This is a genomic window from Promicromonospora kroppenstedtii (genome assembly GCF_044389675.1).
Classification (GTDB): Bacteria; Actinomycetota; Actinomycetes; order Actinomycetales; family Cellulomonadaceae; genus Promicromonospora; species Promicromonospora kroppenstedtii.
The window spans coordinates 393445-411525 of the sequence record NZ_JBIRYI010000002.1; the positions used below are offsets into that span (position 1 = coordinate 393445).

Here is an 18081-nt window from a genome sequence, read left to right on the forward strand (position 1 = left end):
TAGCATGGGCGCCATGGCTGCCGAGAAAGCGCTTACCGCCCCGATCCGCATCGACAGCACCAAGCCCGCACGGTCGATCCTGCGCCTGCTCGCCCGGCGTCCCGGACGGATGGCGGTCGCCATCGCCGCGTTCACCGTCAAAGAGATCCCGATGTGGTTCCTGCCCGTCGTCACCGCCGCCGTCATCGACATCGTGGCCACCGGCGGCGAGGTGCGCGACGTCCTGATCTGGTTCGCCGTCGCCGCCGCCCTGCTGCTGCAGAACTTCCCCAACCACCTCGTCTACACCCGCAACTTCATGACCGTCGTGCGTGACACCGGCGCCGGCCTGCGCAACGCGCTGGCCGCCCGCCTGCAGAGCCTGTCGATCGGCTACCACTCGCGCGCCAGCTCGTCGGTGGTGCAGTCCAAGGTGGTGCGCGACGTCGAGAACATCGAGGTGATGCTCCAGCAGGTCACCCACCCGCTGCTGTCCTCGCTCATGGTGCTGGGCGGCGCGATCACCATGACCGCCCTGCGGGTGCCCGAGTTCCTGCCCGTCTACCTGCTGGCCGTACCGCTCGCGCTCGGGCTGCGCTGGGTCACGGCCCGGCGCTCACGGGACCGCAACGAGACCTTCCGCCGCGAGGTCGAGGGCTTCGCCTCGCGCGTGGGCGAGATGGCCTCGCTCATCCCGATCACCCGCGCCCACGGCCTGGAGCAGACGGCGGTCACGCGCCTGGCCGCGGGGGCCGACGGCGTCCGCCGCGCCGGCCTGCACCTGGACATGCTCAACGGGCGTGTCGCGTCGCTGTCCTGGGTGACCATGCAGATCCTGGGCGTCACGTGCCTCGCGCTCGCCGCCGTCTTCTCCCTGACGGGGCTCCTGCCGGTCACGGCCGGCGAGGTGGTGCTGCTGTCCAGCTACTTCACGCTGCTCACCCAGGGGCTCACGCAGCTCCTGATGCTCATCCCGGTCACGGCGCGCGGCATGGAGTCGGTCCGGTCCGTCGCCGAGGTGCTGGAGGAGCCCGACCTGGAGGAGAACGAGGGCCGCCGCACGGTCGACGCCGTGAGCGGCGAGCTCATGCTGGACCACGTGCACCACCGCTACGCCGGTGCCGACGACGACGCCCTGGACGACGTGAACCTCACGATCCCGGCCGGCCAGACCGTGGCGTTCGTGGGCTCGTCGGGGTCGGGCAAGTCGACGCTGCTCAACCTGGTGCTGGGGTTCGTCCGGCCGACGTCGGGCCGCGTGCTGGTGGACGGCGTCGACGCGCAGGAGCTCGACCTGCGCACGGTGCGCCGGCACGTCTCGGTGGTGCCGCAGGAGTCGGTGCTCTTCGAGGGCACCATCCGGGACAACGTCACCTACGGCCTCCCGGACGCGTCCGACGACGTGGTCCGCGCCGCGCTGCGGGACGCCAACGCACTGGAGTTCGTGGAGGCGCAGCCGCAGGGCTGGGACACCGTGGTCGGCGAGCGCGGGGCGCGGTTGTCCGGCGGACAGCGGCAGCGCATCGCGATCGCCCGCGCCCTGGTGCGCGACCCGCGCATCCTGCTGCTCGACGAGGCCACGAGCGCGCTCGACACCGAGTCGGAGACCCTGGTCAAGGAGGCGCTGGGCCGCCTGATGCGCGGCCGGACGACACTGGTCGTGGCGCACCGGCTCTCGACGATCCGGCAGGCGGACCGCATCGTCGTCCTGGAGCACGGCCGGATCGTGGAACAGGGCACGCACGACCACCTGGTGGCCCACGGCGGCCGCTACGCAACCTTGCACGAGACCCAGGCCGGCTGACGGCGGCAGTTTGCCCGACAGACTCGGCAGTTGGCATCGAGATCGGCTCAGGGCTGGACCGATCTCGATGCCAAGTGCCGACCGCTGAGGCGAACTGCCGATCAGGCCGCCGCGTCCCCCAGCGAGCCCGGGCCCCGCACCAGCGCGACCTCGTCGGGCTCCAGCTCGCGGCCGTCCTGCGTCAAGAACGCCAGGCGCACCGGCTCAGCCGTGGCCTCCTCGACGTAGACCACCGACGGACCGAACCCTGAGGGCCGGTACTCGTCGCCCCACTCGACGAACGCCGCCAGCGCGGTCTTGAGCTGGCCCCCGGCCTCGGTGAGCACGTACTCGTCGCGCTGCCGCTGACCCGCGTCGCGGTACGGCCGGCGCTCCAGCACGCCGCCCTCGACCAGCGTCTCGAGCCGCGCGGTGAGCACGTCGGGGGCGATGCCCAGGCGCGCCCGGAAGTCGGCGAACCGCGTGACGCCGAAGAAGGCCTCGCGGACCACCAGGAGCGTCCACTTCTCCCCCAGGATCTCCAGGCTCCGGGCCACGGAGCAGCGGGCGTTGCGTTCGCGGGGCGTTGTGCTCATGCCCACATCCTACCTAGGTTGTAGATTCCAATCCAGGTGCTAGGTTGTGAATCCCAACTCAGATGGAGATCCTCCGATGACATTCACCTGGGCGGCCCGCGGCAGCCGCTGGGCGGCGGCCGCCGCCGTGGCCCTCGCCCTGTGGGCGTCCGCCGCGCCGACGCTCGTCTACCCGGTCTACGCCGCGCAGTGGCACCTGACGACGGCGGTCACCACCACGGTGTTCGCCGCCTACCCCGTCGCCCTGATCGCGACTCTCCTGCTGCTCGGCGGGCTCGCCGAGACCGTGGGCAACCGCGCCGCGATCCTCGCCGGCCTCGGCTTCCTGGGGCTCGGTGGCCTCACGTTCCTGCTCGCGCCGAACCTCGCACTGCTGCTCGTGGGCCGCGCGCTGATGGGCGTGGGGGTGGGGCTCAGCCTGGGCCCGGCCACCAGCGTCATCGCGGCGGCCGGGTCGGACGACGACCGGGACCGCACCGGCGCCGTCACCGCCGGGGCGTCCGCGGTGGGCCTCATCACCGCGCTGCTCGTGGGCGGCGCGACCGTGCAGTTCAGCACCAACCCGCTGCACGCGGGCTACGGGGTGCTGCTCGCCGGCGTCGTCGTCGCCGTGGTCGCGGCCTGGTTTCTCCGTCGCCGCCCGCGTACCGCGGTGCGTCGCTGGCGGCCGCGCCCCCTCGCGGCGCCGCGACACCGCCGGCCGTTCCTCGCGGGCGCGCTCGGTGTCTCGGCGGCCTACGCGCTCGGCGCGATCTTCCTCGGCATCGGGGCCCAGTTCGCCCGCGACACCGTGCGGTCCGACGACGCGTTCGTCAACGGCGTGGTGCTGGCCCTGTCCGCGGCAGCCATCGGGGCGACCGCACTGGTCGCCGGCCGGCTGCGGGAGCCCGTCGCCCTGCGCCTCGGCGCCGCCGCCGCGCTCGCCGCCCAGGGCCTGATGCTCGTCGCGGGCACCACCCACTCGATGCCGCTGCTCGTCGCGTACTCGCTCGTGGGCGGCGCCGGCTACAGCCTGCTGTTCTCCGGCGGCGTCACGCTGGTCACCCGCAGTGCGAGCCCCGAGCACCGGGCCGCGACCACGTCGTCGGCCTACCTCGTCGCGTACCTCGTCCAGGCCGCCGTCGCCCTCGCGGTGGGCCGCCTGGCCACCGGGTACGGGCTGCAGGTCGCGCTCGTCGTCGGCAGTGCCGTCGTCGCCGCACTGGCCCTCGCCGCCGTGCTCACCGTCCGTACCCGGGCGGTCATCCCCGAGGCAGCAGCCCCCGAGGCGCTGCCCACCCGAACCGAAACCCCGTCGCACACCCTCATGAAAGCGAGCTCGTGATGACTTCCCTGAAGAACGCCGTGGTCCTGGTCACCGGCGCGAACGGCGGCCTCGGCCGCGCGTTCGTGGCCGAGGCTCTCCTGCGGGGCGCCGCCAAGGTCTACGCCAGCGCCCGCACCCCCCGCGAGTGGAGCGACCCCCGTGTGGTGCCGCTGGCTCTCGACATCAACGACCCCGCGTCCGTCGCCGCCGCGGCCGAGGCGGCCGCCGACACGACCGTCCTGGTCAACAACGCCGGGATCTCCGACGGCGGGCGGCCCACGCTGACCACGCCGCTCGACGACGTCCGCGCCGTGTTCGAGACCAACGTGTTCGCCCAGCTCGGCGTCACGCAGGCATTCGCGCCCGTGCTGGCGGGCAACGGCGGCGGCGCGATCATCAACATGCACTCGGCGCTGAGCTGGTTCGCCATGGGCACGTACTCGGCGACGAAGGCGGCCTTCTGGTCGTTCAGCAACGCGCTGCGCGTGGAGCTGCTGGGCCAGGGCACGCACCTGCTCGGCGCCCACCTCGGCTACACCGACACGCCCATGACCGAGCGGCTCGACGTGCCGAAGGAGGACCCGCGCGACATCGTCGCCGCGATCCTCGACGGGCTGGAGGCCGGCGAGCCCGAGGTGCTGGCCGACGACACCAGCCGCCGCGTCAAGGCCGCCCTCTCGGGTCCGCTGACCGACCTCTACCCGCAGCTCCAGACCGCCTGAGCCCTCGTGTCAGACGTCCGGGTCACGCGGGTGACCCGGACGTCTGACACGGGAAGTGGACCGTCGCGACCAGGCCCCCGTCCGGCCGCGGCGTCAGCAGCAGCTCCGCGTCGTGCGCCCGGGCGATCGACGCGACGATCGACAGCCCGAGCCCGCTCCCGGCGGCGCGGTCCGGACGCCGCGTCCGCGCGTCGGCGCGCACGAACGGCTCGGCCAGGGTGCCGACCACCGCGGGGTCGAGCGGCGCCCCGGTGTTCTCCACGACCAGCGTCGGACGACGGCGCCCGTCGAGCCCCGTACGCACCCAGACCCGGCCGCCCGAGGCGAGGTTGTGCCGCGCGGCGTTGCCGAGCAGGTTGCCCGCGAGCTGCCCGAGCAGCACCGCGTCGCCCTGGACCTCCGCCTCCTCCAGGGCGACCACCAGCTCCGGGGCACCGGTCACCTCCAGGTCGGACGACGTCGCGACGGCCTCGCGCACCACGCCGGCCAGGTCGACGGGCTCGGACCGCAGCCCCTCGTGGTCGAGCCGCGCGAGCTGGAGCAGGGACTCGACCATCACGATCGAGCGGTCGTTGGTCTCCTGCAGCCGGCTCAGCAGGCGGTCGACGTCGCGCCCCTCCGGATCGGCCCGCGCCACCTCCAGGAGCGCCTTGATCACGGTGTTCGGGGTGCGCAGCTCGTGCGAGGCGTTGGCGGCGAACCGGCGCTGCTCCGCGAACGCGTGCTCCAGCCGGGCGAGCATCATGTCGAACGTGTCGGCCAGCCGGCGCAGCTCGTCGTCGGGCCCCTCCAGGTCGATCCGGTGCGCGAGCGAACCGTCCGCGGCGAGGGCCGCCGCCGCGCTGATCCGGTCGAGGGGCCGCAGCATCCGCCCCGCCAGGATCCAGCCGCCTACCAGGCCCACGAGCGCGAGGAAGCCGAGCGCCGCGCCCGACAGCGGGAGGGCGACGTCGAGCAGGTCGGACCGGCTGGGCGCGAAGCCGCCGCCGTCCTGCACGGTGAGGTTCTCGTCGGGCACGTACCGCAGCACCAGCAGCAGGGCGGCGAACAGGGCGCTCCCGGCCAGGACCAGGAACCCCGCGTAGCTCAGCGTGAGCCGCAGCCGCACCGACAGGCCGGCGCGCCGCCGCCGCAGGCCGGGCGCGGTCACTGCTCCCCGAACCGGTACCCGACGCCCGGCACCGTGTGGATCAGCCAGGGGTCGCCGAGGCGCTTGCGCAGGGTCGAGATGGTGATGCGGACGGCGTTGGTGAAGGGGTCGGCGTTCTCGTCCCAGGCGCGTTCGAGCAGCTCCTCGGCGCTGACCACACCGCCGCGTGCGGCCATCAGCACCTGGGCCACCGCGAACTGCTTGCGGGTCAGCGAGATGTACCGGCCGTCGCGGTAGACCTCGCGGCGGTACGGGTCCAGACGCACTGGGCCGAGCTCCAGCACGGGCGGGGTGGCGGCCTCGGGCCGCCGGGCCAGGGCGCGCAGCCGCAGCACGAGCTCGCGCATCGCGAAGGGCTTGGTCAGGTAGTCGTCGACACCGAGCTCGAAGCCGGTCACCTTGTCGGTGAGCTCCCCCGCGGCGGTCAGCATGATGACCCGTACCCCGGGGTGCTCCGCGACGACCCGGCGGGCCACCTCGTCCCCGTGCACCACGGGGACGTCGCGGTCGAGCACCACGGCGTCGTACGGCGTCGCGGCGACGAGGTCGAGCGCCGTGCCGCCGTCGTTCGCGATGTCCGCGGCGATCGCCTCCAGCCGGAGCCCGTCCCGGATCGCCTCCGCGAGATAGGGCTCGTCCTCCACCACCAAGACGCGCATGTCAGCACACGCTACCGGCGGGCACATATCGGCGGCGTATCGAGAACCGGAGACGCCCTGGCAACGTGCCGCCCGGTGGGCTGGTGCCCATGACCAGACAAGAGCTCGCTCATCCCCCGGCGTACGGCAACGGTCCCGCGCGGCACGTCCCCCGCCCCGCACGACGCCGCTCCGGCCGCCCGGTCGCATTCCTCCTCGTGGCCGCCGCGGTGGTGCTCGTCGCCGTGTTCGGCGTCTATCCCCTGCTCGACCGTACCGACCAGCCGGTGGTGCAGGCCGTCGACCGGGCGCTGGACGCGGCCCGGTCGTCGGACGCCGCGACCGGCGTGGCCGGCGGCGACATCCCCGACGGCGCGGCGACGCTCGACGACGACCTCCCGGCGATCACCGGCCTCGACGCCGCGCTCACCGACGCCGTCCGCGCGGCCGCGGACGACGCCGCGGCCGACGGCATCGACTTCTGGGTCACCAGCGGCTGGCGCAGCCCCGCCTACCAGCAGCGGCTGCTCGACGACGCCGTCCGGACGTACGGCAGCCTGGACGCCGCTCGCGAGCGGGTCAGCACGCCCGAGCTGTCCGAGCACGTGCACGGCAAGGCCATCGACATCGGGCCCACCGAGGGCGCGTACTGGCTGATCCAGCACGGGCCGGAGTACGGGCTGTGCCAGGTGTACTCGAACGAGATCTGGCACTTCGAGCTGCTCACCCAGCCCGGTGGCACGTGCCCGGCGCTGCTGGAGAACGCGGGTGGGTGAGCGGCGCCGGCCGGGACCGCCCGGTCACGCGAGCGACGCCCGGGCCAGCCGGCCGCGCACGCCCGCGTCGGTGAGCGTGCCGACGTCGTCCACCCACTGCTCGACGCCGCCACGGTGCGGCAGGGCCCGCACCTCCGGGTCGGTGACGGCGGCGCGGAGCGCGCCCGCGACGTCGCGCAGCCCCGTGAACGGCCGGTCGTAGAAGTCCTCGCACACGGGGCCGTCGAGCGCCGGCAGCCCCACGGCGCGCTGCCGCGCGTGCAGCGCCTCGCACGCCTCGCGCAGGGCCGCGTCCCGCTCCGGCCAGGAGCCGGCCGCGAGCGCCCCCGCCAGCGCGTCGGCGACGGGCGGCGCCCCGGGCAGCCGCCCGAACAGCGTCCCGGCCCACTTGGGGTAGGGCGGCCAGTGCCGCTCCAGGAGGAAGCCGAGGCGAACCAGCGAGGTGGCCAGACGCGCGGCGAGCAGCCGGGAGCCCAGGTCGTCGCCGCGCTGGCCGGTGCGCCCCACGAAGGGCAGCTCCTGCCCGACGCGCGTCCACTCGGCGGCCAGCACGTGCAGCCAGACGTCGTGCGGGTACCAGGCGAGCTGCTCGCGCAGGACGGTGATCTCGCCGGGCCCGTCCTCGAACACCGGCCCGGCCGTCACCTCCAGCACGGCCTGCCCGGTCAGGGACAGCCAGTCGGTCGCCCCGAGCCGTCCGCCGGGGCCGCCGAGGGTGAGCCCGGTGCGGGACCGCACGAAGCCGACCGGGTCCGCGACCTCGACCCGGTGGCGGACGGCCGGGTCCCAGGTGACGGGGAACGCCGTCGGCAGGCCGCGGTAGGACGCCGGGAGGGTCGCGGCGAGCACCTGGTCGGTCCCGGTGACACGGTCGGCGGGGACCAGCAGGGTCAGCCGCAGGCCCCAGTCGTGGTCGCGCGAGGTGTCGTCGTCAAGGCCCAGCACGTCCGAGCCGGAGCCGAGCCGGGCGGCCGCGTGCGGCAGTCCGGGCAGCTCCCGCTCCAGGATGGGCCGGACGACGTCGGACCAGTAGGCGCGGGCGAGCTCGGTTCCGGACATGCGGTCAACCTAGGAGCCGGGGCCGGGCCGGTCCAGGTGATTCGACGCGTGCCGGCCCGCGGGGCTCACCGCACGCTCGCGGTCACCGCGCGGGCCGTGAGGCAGGTCCAGCCGCCCACGTAGATGCGGTCGCCGTCGGCCAGCCAGCGCCGCTCCCCCGGGCGCAGCGGCTCGGTGGGCAGGGCGTCGCCGCGCGCGGCGACGTAGGTGCCGTTGGCCGAGCCGAGGTCGACGACGCTCCAGCCGGCGTCGGTCCAGGCGATCTCGCAGTGCCGGCGCGAGACGCCGGTGTCCTCGCACACGATGTCGGGCACCACGCCCCGGCTGCGTGACGCCCGGCCCACCACGACGCGGTCGCCGGTCAGCGGCACCACGGCGTCGGACGACGACGTCGGGGTGAGCCGGTCCTCCGGCGACTGCTCGGCCGACCACTCGTGGTCGGAGCTGACCTCGACGGCCCAGGCCGTGGGCTCGCTCCCGGCCGGCAGTGGCCGCACGGCGGGCAGGGTCACGCGCGGCAGCGTGATGGAGTCGTCCGGCCGGGGCGCGGACCCGATGCGGACCGCCAGGAGCGGCACGTGCTCCTGGACCACGTTCGGGTGCGCGGCCAGCATGCGTGCCAGGGCCAGCGAGCCGTCCAGCGGCAGCCCGGCGCTGGGTCGTACCAGCACGTCGCCGCGCTTCTCCGTGAGGTGCCGGAGCACCAGCGACCGGAACGTGGGCGCGTGCAGCAGCAGCTTCCCGGTGGTGACGGCGACCGGCACGACGCCGGGGTGGCTCAGCACCGCGCACAGCCCGTCGGCCAGCGACCGCGCCGCCTCGTCGAGGATCTCGCGGCAGGCGGTGTCGCCGTAGTCCGCGGCGGTGATGACCTGCGGCGCGAACCCGGCGAACTGCGAGACGTCGGTGACCGACGTCCATCGCTCCCGACGGCCGAAATGTGCCTCGGCGGCCCGGACCAGGCCCGGCGACGCGCCCATGCGGCGGCCGTCCATCGCCCGGGCCGCGGCGTCCAGGCCGCGCCGGCCGATCCAGGCGCCGCCCCCGTTGTCCCCCACGTGCGGGCCCATCCCGTCGGCGAGGTGCCAGCGCCCTACGTCGTCGCAGGCCACGGCCACCGCCCCGGTGCCGACGGCGAGCGTGGCACCCGACCCGGTGCCGAGCGCGCCCAGGTGCGCGGTGACGGCGTCGCTGGAGACGGCCGTGGAGCGGGTGCGCAGCTCCTCGGCCAGGATGTCGTGCACGCGGTTGGCGTCCAGCGCCCCGGAGTGCGTCATGGAGCGGAATCCGCGCAGGCCCACGGCGGCGGCCGACACGTGCGGGCGCCCGCCGAACTGGGCGGCGAACCCGCGGCACAGCTCGCGCACCACCTCCGGCACCGTCGACCGGCCTCCGACGATCGTGGCGGGCGGCCCCGTGACCTCGTACGACCTGCCGGCCCGGGACCCGGCGAACCGCAAGCGCGAACCCGTGCCGCCGATGTCCACGCCAACCACTCGAACGTCCACCTCGGGGCCCTTTGCCCCGCCCTGCTGACCAGTCACAATCGGCACCGGCACATATTCACCCGGTCTGCCACCTCGCGCACGTGTCAGCTGTCATACGGGCCCCGGCGGCCGCGCTGGTCACGTGGTGGCGGAAGCCGACGACCGCCCCGGGACGGGACCCCGCCGTCAGCGCTCGCCGACGCCCGGGGTTCTGTTCACGCCACGACGTTGCATCGTTTCATGTGCGTTTCTGCAGGCAAGAGCTCGTGGTCTGAACAGAACTTCAGGACCGGTAGGCACGCTGCGATCTGCGCATCACGAACCAGCCGACGCTGCCCGGGAGCTGCCCGCAGCACTGCTGCCCAGGAACGGCCCGCGGGACTACGGCGTCACCCGAAGAGGGTGACCGCGTGTGCCCGCCCACCGCGGACGATGGGTCCGTGCGCAACCGTCCCGGCCCGTCGTCCCCCGGCGGCCCCTGATGTCCGCCCTCGCCGTGCTGGCGGTAGGGCTGGTCCTGCTGCTCGCGGGATCCCTGTCGGTGCGCCTGGCGGTGCTGCTGGCCGGGTTCGGGGTGTCGTGGACGCTCGCGGTCGCCCTGGACGCCGACACCGGCACGGCCCTGCTCATCGGCGTAGCCGGCGCGGTCCTCGCGTTCCTGATCGTCCTCATCGCTGCCCGGCTGATGTTCTTCGTCTGCGGCCTGTGCGTCGGCGCCGTGGTCGGTGCCAAGATCTTCGTGCTGGTGCAGGGCGGCACCGCGGACGTGCTGCTCGCGGTGATCCTGATCCCGGCCGTGGCCCTGCTGTGCGCGTTCCTGGCCAGGCGGCTGGGGCGGCGGTTCCTGATCTGGGGCACGGCGGCCGGCGGCGCCACCCTGGTCCTGTCCGGCGTCGGCCGCCTCTGGTCCGACGCCGGGCAGCTTTGGCAGCCCCAGACCGGCGGCGGCGTGGCGCTGTTCCTGGCGCTGTGGGTGGTGCTCGCCGTCATCGGCGCGATGGTCCAGAGGCGCGGCCTGCGGTCGCGCACCGGCCAGGCCGACACGTAGCCGCCGCTCTCACCGGTAACGGGTGAGGCGCGGCGCCCCGCGGCGCGGTGGAGTGGCTGGGTCAGGCAGCACGCGCGCCCGAAGGAGACGTCGATGTCCCGGTCCACCCTCACCGCCTGGAAGTTCGAGACCGCCGACGGCGCGGAGACGGCGGCGACGACGATCCAGCAGCTCGCCAAGCAGAAGCTCGTCACGGTGCACGACGCCGCGACCGTCCGGTGGGACGTCGGGGCCAAGAAGCCCAGGACCCAGCAGCTGTCCTCGCTGACCGGCGCCGGTGCCCTCGGGGGTGCCTTCTGGGGAATGCTCTTCGGCCTGCTGTTCTTCGTCCCCCTGCTCGGCGCCGCGATCGGCGCCGCCACCGGCGCCCTGAGCGGCGCGCTCGCGGACGTCGGCATCGACGACGGCTTCATCAACCGCGTCCGGGACAAGGTCACGCCGGGAACCTCGGCGCTGTTCGTCCTGTCCTCCGACGCCGTCGTGGACAAGATCCGGGACGCGTTCGCGGGGCAGGAGACGCCCGAGCTCGTGTTCACCAACCTCAGCACCGAGCAGGAGGCCGCGCTGCGCGAGGTCTTCGGCGAGGAGCAGCAGACCGCCAAGGAGGCATCATGACCAGCGCATCCGGGTCCGAACCGGTCCAGGGCACCTACCCCGGCGGCAGGGGCGGCCCCGTCGAGTACGGGGAGACCAGCTCCGCGGCACTGACCACCGCGGCGTTCGCCGGCGTCATGCTCATCATGGTCTCCGTGTTCCAGATCCTCCAGGGGATCGCGGCGACCGCCGCGGGCACGGTGTACGTCACGGGCGCCGAGTACGTCTTCCAGCTCGACGTGTCCACGTGGGGCTGGATCCACATCGTCGTGGGTGCGCTCGCGCTCGCCACCGGTATCGGCGTCCTGGCGACCCAGACGTGGGCCTATGTCCTCGGCATCGTCCTCGCCGCGATCTCGTGTCTCACCAACTTTGCGTTCATACCCTATTACCCGATTTGGAGCCTCGTCGTCATTGCCTTTGATGTCGCCGTAATCTGGGCATTGTCCACACTTATAGCGAATCGCAGGTGACCAGCCGGAGAAATGGGTGATTCCCAGCGGCCCGCAGGCAGCTCCGCACGATGACCGGCATCATGACGAAGAAGCGCACATCCCGCTCTCGGTGCCCGCGTTCGTCGAAGCGGCATTTCTGACCGGCATCTCCGACGGGATCGCGTGAATTCCAGGCCGGTGCCGTACCCACGTCGCCGACCGGTGGTCAGGGGGCGGCCGCCGCACTTCACGTCGAGTGAGGAAAATGCGGAATGCGCGCTAACCCGAGCCCTGTCGTCCCTCGCGGCACAAGCCTCGTGTCCCACGCGACGAGGACGGCGCCCGGCCCGCGCACGACGCCGCGGCGGGCGGTCGACGACGACCGCCTGCCGCGGCTGCCGCGCATCTACGTCCCGCGGCTGCGGCTGTGGCAGCGGCTCGACGAGGCGACCGAGGCGGCCGTGACCCTCGTGGTCGCCCCAGCCGGGGCCGGCAAGACGCTCGGCGTGACGGGCTGGCTGCGGCACGCCGCCCCGGCACACGCGGAACATCCCGTCTGGATCACCGCCGACGAGTCCTGGACGCCCGAGCAGATCGACGCGGTGCTCGACGGCGCGGAGGCGCCCGCCGGCCCCGGGGGCGCGCCGACGCTGGTCGTGGTGGACGACGCCCACCTGCTGCCGCCGTCCGCCCTGCGCCGGGTCGACGAACGGCTGAACAACACGCCCGAGGCCATCCGGGTGCTGCTGCTGAGCCACTGGGTGCTCCCGCTGACCCGCCTGGTGCCGGAGCTGCTGGGCAACTTCACGCTGCTGCGCGGCGACCTGCTGCGACTGAGCGACGCCGAGAACGCGGCGCTGGTCTCGGCGCACGCCCGGACCGGGGACCGGCAGGTGGTGGACGCCGTGGCACGACAGGCGGAGGGCTGGTGCGCGGCGGCCGTGCTCGCCGCCCGGGACCTCAGCGGCGCCCAGGACCCGGTGGCCGCGGCCCGCCTGCTGTCCCACGACGTCGCGCCGATCGCCACGCTCGTCGCGGGCGAGGTCTTCAGCACCCTGACGCCGCGGCAGCGGCACCTGCTGCTGGCCATCGCGGGCGACGGCGTGGTGAGCGTGGCGGCGGCGGCCCACCTGACCCACGACCAGCACGCGGCCGAGATCCTCGCCGAGCTGGAGGACACCGGCCTGCTGGTGATGCGCGAGGAGCACGGGTGCCCGCCGGCGCCGTCGGACGAGGTGCAGGCGACCGGGGGCTTCCGCGTGCACCCGCTGCTGGCGGAGGTGGTCCGGCGGCAGCTCGCCGCGGGCGGGGTCGACGCCGCGAGGGCCCGGTCCACGGTGATCCGCGCCGTCCGGCTCGACATGGCGCGCGGCAATCTCTCCGAGGCGTTCGCGCGCCTCGTGCGCGTGGGCGCACCCACCGAGGCCGCCGACGTCCTGGCGCGGGACGGGGTGCGGATGGTGCTCAACCAGTGCGAGCACGACGACGTGGACGAGTTCGTGCGGGCGCAGCCCGAGATCGTCGACCACCGGCCCGACACCTGGTTCGCCATCGCGCTGGACCGCTGGGTGCGGGACGACCTGGAGGGCGCGCGGCACTGGGGCGACCGGCTGCTGGCGGACCGGCGGAAACGGTCCCCCACCTGGCCGGCCGGCTGGCCGGACGGGCTGGACGCGGCGGTCGCCTGCGTGCGCCTGTGGCGGGCGGCACTCGGTCTGGAGCCGGCCTACGCGGCCGTCGGGCACGCCAAGCGCGTGGTGGTCGCTTCGCAGACCCGGCCGGCCGTGCGCGAGGCCAACGCCGACGTGCTGCCCGTGCTGGCGGCCGAGCTGGGCGTGACCCAGAACTGGCTCGGCGAGCTCACCGAGGCGGAGACCAGCCTGACCCTGGCCGTCAGCCTGTCGCGCAGCAAGGGGCTCGCGCCGCTCGGCGTGCACGCCCTGAGCCACCTCGCCTTCACGCAGTACATGCGCGGCCGGGAGAACGCGTGCGCCGAACTGGCCGACGAGGTGCTCGTGGCCGCCGGCGCGCCGGGAGCCCGCACGCTCCCGTTCGTCACCGCGCGAGCCGGCCTCGCCCGGCTGCTCGCGCGCCTGCTCGACGTCCCCTCGCCGACCGGGCCGGCCGAGGCGCGGGTGATCGACACCCGCTGCCACGGCGCGGACCTGTGCACCCGGTTCTGGTTCCGCGTCTGGGACGCCCGCCAGGCCGTCCTGGCTGGTGACGTGATCGGCGCCCGGCGCATGCTTGCCACCCCACGGGAGAGCCCGGGCCTGACCGACGACCAGCTCCCCGAGCACCTGCGGGTCGCGCTGCTGGTGGAGCAGGCGTTCGTGGCCGTGCTCGCCAGCGACCGCGACACCCTCAAGTCGCTGCACGGCACGCTCGACGCGCTCGGCACCGTCGGTGAGGCGGCGCTCGTCCAGGGTCTGCGCGCCGACCGCGAGGGCGACCGCCGGGGCGCGGCGGTCGCGTTCGAGGCCGCCGCCGCCGACGCCGCGTACTCCCAGCCGCCCACCCGGGCGCTGGCGCTCGTGTGCGAGGCACAGATCCTGGACGCGCTGGGCGAGACCACCAGGTCGCAGGACCGGCTGGTGGAGGCCATCTCCGTGACCGAGGCCCGGCGCAACGCCGCGCCCTTCTTCGGGTGGGCCCGCCAGGGCACGCCCATCGCGACGCTGCTGCACCGGCTCGTCGAGCACCCGGCCGGCACCTGGGTGCACGAGCTCGCCGCGACGTCGGCCGACCGGCCCGACGTGACGGTGCTGTACGCGTCGATGACGGCGACGCCCCGCGAGCTCGGCGAGGTGAGCATGACCCTGGTGCCGCCGGCGCTGAGCCCGCGCGAGCGCGAGGTGCTCAACGAGCTGGCCCGCGGTGCCACCTACGCGGACATCGCGGCAGCCCTGTTCGTCTCGGAGAACACGGTCAAGACGCACGTCTCCAGCCTGTACACCAAGCTCGCGGCGTCACGGCGCAGCGAGGCGCTGAAGATCGCGCGGAGCTTCCGGCTGCTGTGAGGCCGGCTCAGCCGAACACGACCGACCAGTCGTCCTTCATGCTCACCGTCGTCCAGCCGAGCCGGTCGGCGGTCGCCGTCACGGGCTCCGGGGCCGCGAGGGTCTGGGCCTGGCTCGCGTAGGCGAACTCCCGCTCGGCGTCGTCGTGGTCCACCAGCAGCGAGAGGTGCGGCCCGTCGCTCGCGGCCGCCCACTCCAGGAGCTCGTGGTCGCCGGCCGAGTTGCCGGCCGCGAGCACCGGGGGCCGGCCGAGCTGTGTCTGGATGTTCGTCACCTTGGCCGCGCCCTCGTTGACGTCGCCCAGCACCCGGCCGGTGCGGCGCAGGACGGGCCGCCCGTGGGAGTCCTGGCCGAGGTCGTAGGCGATCATGGTGCCGACCACCCGCTCGGGCGGGACGCCGTACAGCTCCTGGCTGACGGCGCGGACGAACTCGGTGCCGCCGCCCGTCACCACGCCGACCGTGAAGTCCAGCCCTCGCAGCACTTCCAGCAGCTCGAGCATCGGCTGGTAGCGGACCTTGCTGAGGGGGTGGCCCAGCGTGGGGTGAGCACCGGAGCCGAGGAACTCGCGCACCTCCCTCGTGAACGCCCGCGGTTCGAGCCCTTGGAAGAGGCCGGCCAGCGCGAGCGCGATGCGTTCGAGCCCGATCTCCCCCACCGCGGCGGTGTCCCCGGCGAGCACGGCGCGGAACTCGGCCTCGCCCGCGAGCGCCGGGTCGTCGCGCACGCGGCGCCGCAGCGCGTCGACGTAGAACTCGTACTGCACGTAGGTGGGGCGTTCGCACCACAGCGTGCCGTCGTTGTCGAAGTAGGCCACACGGTCCTCGGGCGGGATGCCGGGGGCCTCGGCGAGAAAGCCGAGCAGGGTGTCGCGGGTGGGCCCGGGCCGCCAGGAGGGGAGCTGGTCGGTCATGGCAGCACCTCCAGGAGGGTGGCGCCGGACGGCGGGCCGGCCGCGGCGTCGGCGCGCACGCAGCGGAAGCCGACGTGGCTCATGCCGGTGTCGACGGCCTGGGGCCGGCGGGCGGCGGGCCGGTAGCGGCGGCAGTAGGTGTCGGCGCACAGGAACGACCCGCCCTTGATGACCTTCCGCGGCACGGCGAACTGGGGCTGTCGGGGGTCGTGGCTGGCCTCGGCCGCGCCGCCGCGCGGGTTGGTGGGCGCGCAGCATGCGTCGGCCGCCGCGGGGTGGCGGTCGGTCCACCAGTCGTCGGTCCACTGCCAGACGTTGCCGGCCATGTCGAACAGGCCGTACCGGTTGGGCGGGAACGAACCCACCGGCGCGGTGCGGGTCCAGCCCGACTCGCCGGTGGACCGCCACGGGAAGTCGGGGCCGTCCCAGGTGTTCGCGAGCAGGCGGCCGCCGGGCCGGGCCTGGTCGCCCCAGGTGTACTCGGCGCCGTCGAGGCCGCCGCGGGCGGCGTACTCCCACTGGGCCTCGGTGGGCAGGCTCGCTCCGGCCCACTCGGCGTAGGCGGCGGCGTCCTCGTGGGCCACCTGGACCACGGGGTGCTCGCCGCGGTCCTCGATCCCGGAGCCGGGTCCCTCCGGGTGGCGCCAGGAGGCCCCCGGGACCCAGGCCCACCACTGGCTGAGGTGGCGCAGGTCCACGGGACCGGTGGTCGGCGTGAACACCATGGACCCGGGCACGAGGTTCTCGGGCGGGGCGCCCGGGTAGAGCGCCGGGTCCAGGGGCCGCTCCGCCACCGTCACGTACCCCGTGGCGGCGACGAACGCGTCGAACCGCTCGTTGGTGACGGCGTAGGGGTCGATCCGGAACCCGTCGACCCGCACGGGGTGCGCGGGCGCCTCCTCCGGGTAGTGCTCGTCCGAGCCCATCGTGAACAGCCCGCCGTCCAGCCGGACGAGGCCGGCGGTTCGGGTCGCGTCGTCCGTGTGCGCCGTCATGCGCTCGGCACGCCGGACTTGAGCTTCGCCAGGACCTGGTCGATGTTGAACGACGCCGGCTCCTGGCGGGCGGGGAACTCGGCCAGCGTGGCCAGCATGGTGCCCACGTACGCCTGTGCGGGGACGAACAGCCAGACGTGGTCCAGGACCCAGTCGTAGTAGGTGTTGGACGTGATGTCCGCGCGCTCGAAGGGGTCGGTCCGCAGGTTGAAGACCTTCGGGGCACGCAGCTCCACGTACGGCTCGAGCCAGATGTCGAGCGTCCCGGCGGCTCGTTGCTCCAGGAACACGATCTTCCAGTTGTCGAAGCGCATACCCGTCAGGTCACCGTCGTCCGACACGTAGAAGAAGTGCTTGCGTGGCGACTCACCGGACTCGCCGGTGAGGTATGCGAGCTGGTCGTGGCCGTCCAGATGCACCTTGTACCGGGTGCCGGCCAGGTCGGTGCCCTGCCGGAGCTTGTCCGAGATGGCGGGCTCACCTGCCGCCGCCAGCAGCGTCACGAACCAGTCGTTGTGGCTGAAGATCCCGTTGAGCACGGTGCCCTCCGGGATGTGTCCCGGCCAGCGCACCATGGCGGGGACCCGGTAGGCGCCTTCCCAGTTGGAGTTCTTCTCGTTCCGGAACGGGGTCATCCCGGCATCGGGCCAGCTGTTCATGTGGGGGCCGTTGTCCGTGGAGTAGATGACGATCGTGTTGTCGGCGATGCCGAGCTGGTCCAGCTCGTCCAGCAGGCTGCCGACGACGTCGTCGTGATCGAGCATCGTGTCGTGGTACTCGGACTGCCACCGGCCCGCCCGGCCTTTGCTCTCGGGCTTGCCGTGCGTGCGGAAGTGCATGTGCGTCGAGTTGAACCAGAGGAAGAACGGCTTGTCGTCGCCCGCCTGGTCACGCATGAAGCCGACCGCCGCGTCCCGGAACTCCTCGTCAACCGTCCGCATGCGCTCACGGGTCAGCGGCCCGGTGTCCTCCACCCGCTGGGTGCCGTCCCCGTTCGCCCAGGAGTGGAGCACCCCACGTGGGCCGTACCTGCTGCGGAAGTCGGGGAACTCCTCCGGCGTGGGGTAGTCGTCCAGCTCCGGCTCCTCCTCGGCGTTGAGGTGGTAGAGGTTGCCGAAGAACTCGTCGAACCCGTGCATCGTCGGCAGGTGCTCGTCGCGGTCCCCGAGGTGGTTCTTGCCGAACTGGCCGGTGGCGTACCCCTGGTCCTTGAGCGCGGTGGCGATCGTGGGGTCCTCTGGCTGCAGGCCCAGCTTCGCGCCGGGCATGCCGACCTTCGTCAGCCCGGTCCGGTAGGGGTTCTGGCCGGTGATGAACGCGGCGCGGCCGGCGGTGCAGCTCTGCTCGCCGTAGTAGTCGGTGAAGCGTGCGCCTTCGGCGGCGATCCGGTCGATGTTCGGGGTCCGGTAGCCCATCACGCCGTCGGAGTAGGCGCTGATGTTGGTGATCCCGATGTCGTCACCCCAGATGACCAGGATGTTCGGCTTCTCGGCCACGGTGTCTCCTCTGGTTCGGCGGCGCACTGCTGCTGACCCTCATGGTCGGCAGGGCGGCAGGGCGGTACTTCCCCCAGAACGGGTG

At 73.7% G+C, this 18081-nt stretch carries 17 protein-coding genes; 9 read left to right on the forward strand and 8 right to left on the reverse strand.

Features of this window, described 5'->3' with window-relative positions; all coding sequences use genetic code 11:
* Positions 1-13 precede the first annotated feature (13 nt).
* The gene (locus ACH47X_RS05600) at positions 14-1783 is read left to right on the forward strand and encodes an ABC transporter ATP-binding protein (RefSeq protein ID WP_397402198.1); all 1770 of its coding nucleotides are present in this window, start codon (positions 14-16) and stop codon (positions 1781-1783) included.
* Positions 1784-1884: 101 nt separating this feature from the next.
* Here the strand turns inward: ACH47X_RS05600 and ACH47X_RS05605 are convergent, their stop codons facing one another.
* A complete protein-coding gene (locus tag ACH47X_RS05605; protein WP_397402200.1) occupies positions 1885-2358 on the reverse strand; it encodes a winged helix-turn-helix transcriptional regulator in 474 nt (157 codons plus the stop codon).
* Between the two features lie 76 nt (positions 2359-2434).
* On the opposite strand from ACH47X_RS05605, the gene ACH47X_RS05610 reads away from it, so the two are divergent.
* The gene (locus ACH47X_RS05610) at positions 2435-3682 is read left to right on the forward strand and encodes an MFS transporter (protein WP_397402202.1); all 1248 of its coding nucleotides are present in this window, start codon (positions 2435-2437) and stop codon (positions 3680-3682) included.
* Positions 3682-4386, forward strand: a complete 705-nt coding sequence (locus tag ACH47X_RS05615) for an SDR family oxidoreductase (protein ID WP_397402204.1) — start codon at positions 3682-3684, stop codon at positions 4384-4386. Before ACH47X_RS05610 ends, ACH47X_RS05615 begins: the two co-directional genes overlap by 1 nt.
* Before the next feature lie 22 nt (positions 4387-4408).
* Here the strand turns inward: ACH47X_RS05615 and ACH47X_RS05620 are convergent, their stop codons facing one another.
* Together ACH47X_RS05620 and ACH47X_RS05625 are read right to left on the reverse strand one after the other, a co-directional pair.
* Positions 4409-5536, reverse strand: a complete 1128-nt coding sequence (locus ACH47X_RS05620; protein ID WP_397402206.1) for a sensor histidine kinase — start codon at positions 5534-5536, stop codon at positions 4409-4411.
* Positions 5533-6195, reverse strand: coding sequence for a response regulator transcription factor (locus ACH47X_RS05625; RefSeq protein WP_036964208.1), 663 nt, complete (start codon positions 6193-6195; stop codon positions 5533-5535). Before ACH47X_RS05625 ends, ACH47X_RS05620 begins: the two co-directional genes overlap by 4 nt.
* Positions 6196-6284: 89 nt before the next feature.
* Between ACH47X_RS05625 and ACH47X_RS05630 the strand changes: the two genes are divergently transcribed.
* Positions 6285-6950, forward strand: a complete 666-nt coding sequence (locus ACH47X_RS05630; RefSeq protein WP_397402208.1) for a M15 family metallopeptidase — start codon at positions 6285-6287, stop codon at positions 6948-6950.
* 24 nt (positions 6951-6974) lie between these two features.
* On the opposite strand, the gene ACH47X_RS05635 is transcribed toward ACH47X_RS05630, so the two are convergent.
* Positions 6975-8009, reverse strand: a complete 1035-nt coding sequence (locus ACH47X_RS05635; protein ID WP_397402210.1) for a DUF4037 domain-containing protein — start codon at positions 8007-8009, stop codon at positions 6975-6977.
* Between the two features lie 65 nt (positions 8010-8074).
* Complete coding sequence (locus tag ACH47X_RS05640) at positions 8075-9517, reverse strand: BadF/BadG/BcrA/BcrD ATPase family protein (RefSeq protein WP_397402212.1); 1443 nt, start codon at positions 9515-9517, stop codon at positions 8075-8077.
* Positions 9518-9977: 460 nt separating this feature from the next.
* On the opposite strand from ACH47X_RS05640, the gene ACH47X_RS05645 reads away from it, so the two are divergent.
* The 5 genes from ACH47X_RS05645 to ACH47X_RS05665 all read left to right on the forward strand — a co-directional run bounded on the left by ACH47X_RS05645 (position 9978) and on the right by ACH47X_RS05665 (position 14592).
* The gene (locus ACH47X_RS05645) at positions 9978-10544 is read left to right on the forward strand and encodes a DUF4203 domain-containing protein (RefSeq protein ID WP_397402214.1); all 567 of its coding nucleotides are present in this window, start codon (positions 9978-9980) and stop codon (positions 10542-10544) included.
* Positions 10545-10637: 93 nt separating this feature from the next.
* Positions 10638-11159 (forward strand): DUF1269 domain-containing protein, encoded by a 522-nt coding sequence (locus tag ACH47X_RS05650; RefSeq protein WP_397402216.1) that lies wholly within the window; start codon positions 10638-10640, stop codon positions 11157-11159.
* Entirely contained in the window at positions 11156-11611 is a 456-nt protein-coding gene (locus tag ACH47X_RS05655; RefSeq protein WP_084800670.1) for a DUF7144 family membrane protein, read from the forward strand. The genes ACH47X_RS05650 and ACH47X_RS05655 overlap by 4 nt, the downstream gene beginning before the upstream one ends.
* 16 nt (positions 11612-11627) lie before the next feature.
* A complete protein-coding gene (locus tag ACH47X_RS05660; protein WP_397402218.1) occupies positions 11628-11759 on the forward strand; it encodes a hypothetical protein in 132 nt (43 codons plus the stop codon).
* Between the two features lie 130 nt (positions 11760-11889).
* Positions 11890-14592 (forward strand): helix-turn-helix transcriptional regulator, encoded by a 2703-nt coding sequence (locus ACH47X_RS05665; protein ID WP_397402220.1) that lies wholly within the window; start codon positions 11890-11892, stop codon positions 14590-14592.
* Between the two features lie 7 nt (positions 14593-14599).
* Here ACH47X_RS05665 and ACH47X_RS05670 read toward each other — a convergent pair whose 3' ends face one another.
* From ACH47X_RS05670 to ACH47X_RS05680, 3 genes are read right to left on the reverse strand one after another with little or no spacing between them, the layout of a single operon-like run.
* Positions 14600-15505 (reverse strand): haloacid dehalogenase-like hydrolase, encoded by a 906-nt coding sequence (locus ACH47X_RS05670; protein ID WP_397402223.1) that lies wholly within the window; start codon positions 15503-15505, stop codon positions 14600-14602.
* On the reverse strand, positions 15502-16500 hold the full coding sequence (locus ACH47X_RS05675) for a formylglycine-generating enzyme family protein (protein WP_397402225.1): 999 nt from the start codon (positions 16498-16500) through the stop codon (positions 15502-15504). The genes ACH47X_RS05670 and ACH47X_RS05675 overlap by 4 nt, the downstream gene beginning before the upstream one ends.
* Positions 16497-17996 (reverse strand): arylsulfatase, encoded by a 1500-nt coding sequence (locus ACH47X_RS05680; protein ID WP_397402227.1) that lies wholly within the window; start codon positions 17994-17996, stop codon positions 16497-16499. Before ACH47X_RS05680 ends, ACH47X_RS05675 begins: the two co-directional genes overlap by 4 nt.
* Positions 17997-18081: the final 85 nt, after the last annotated feature.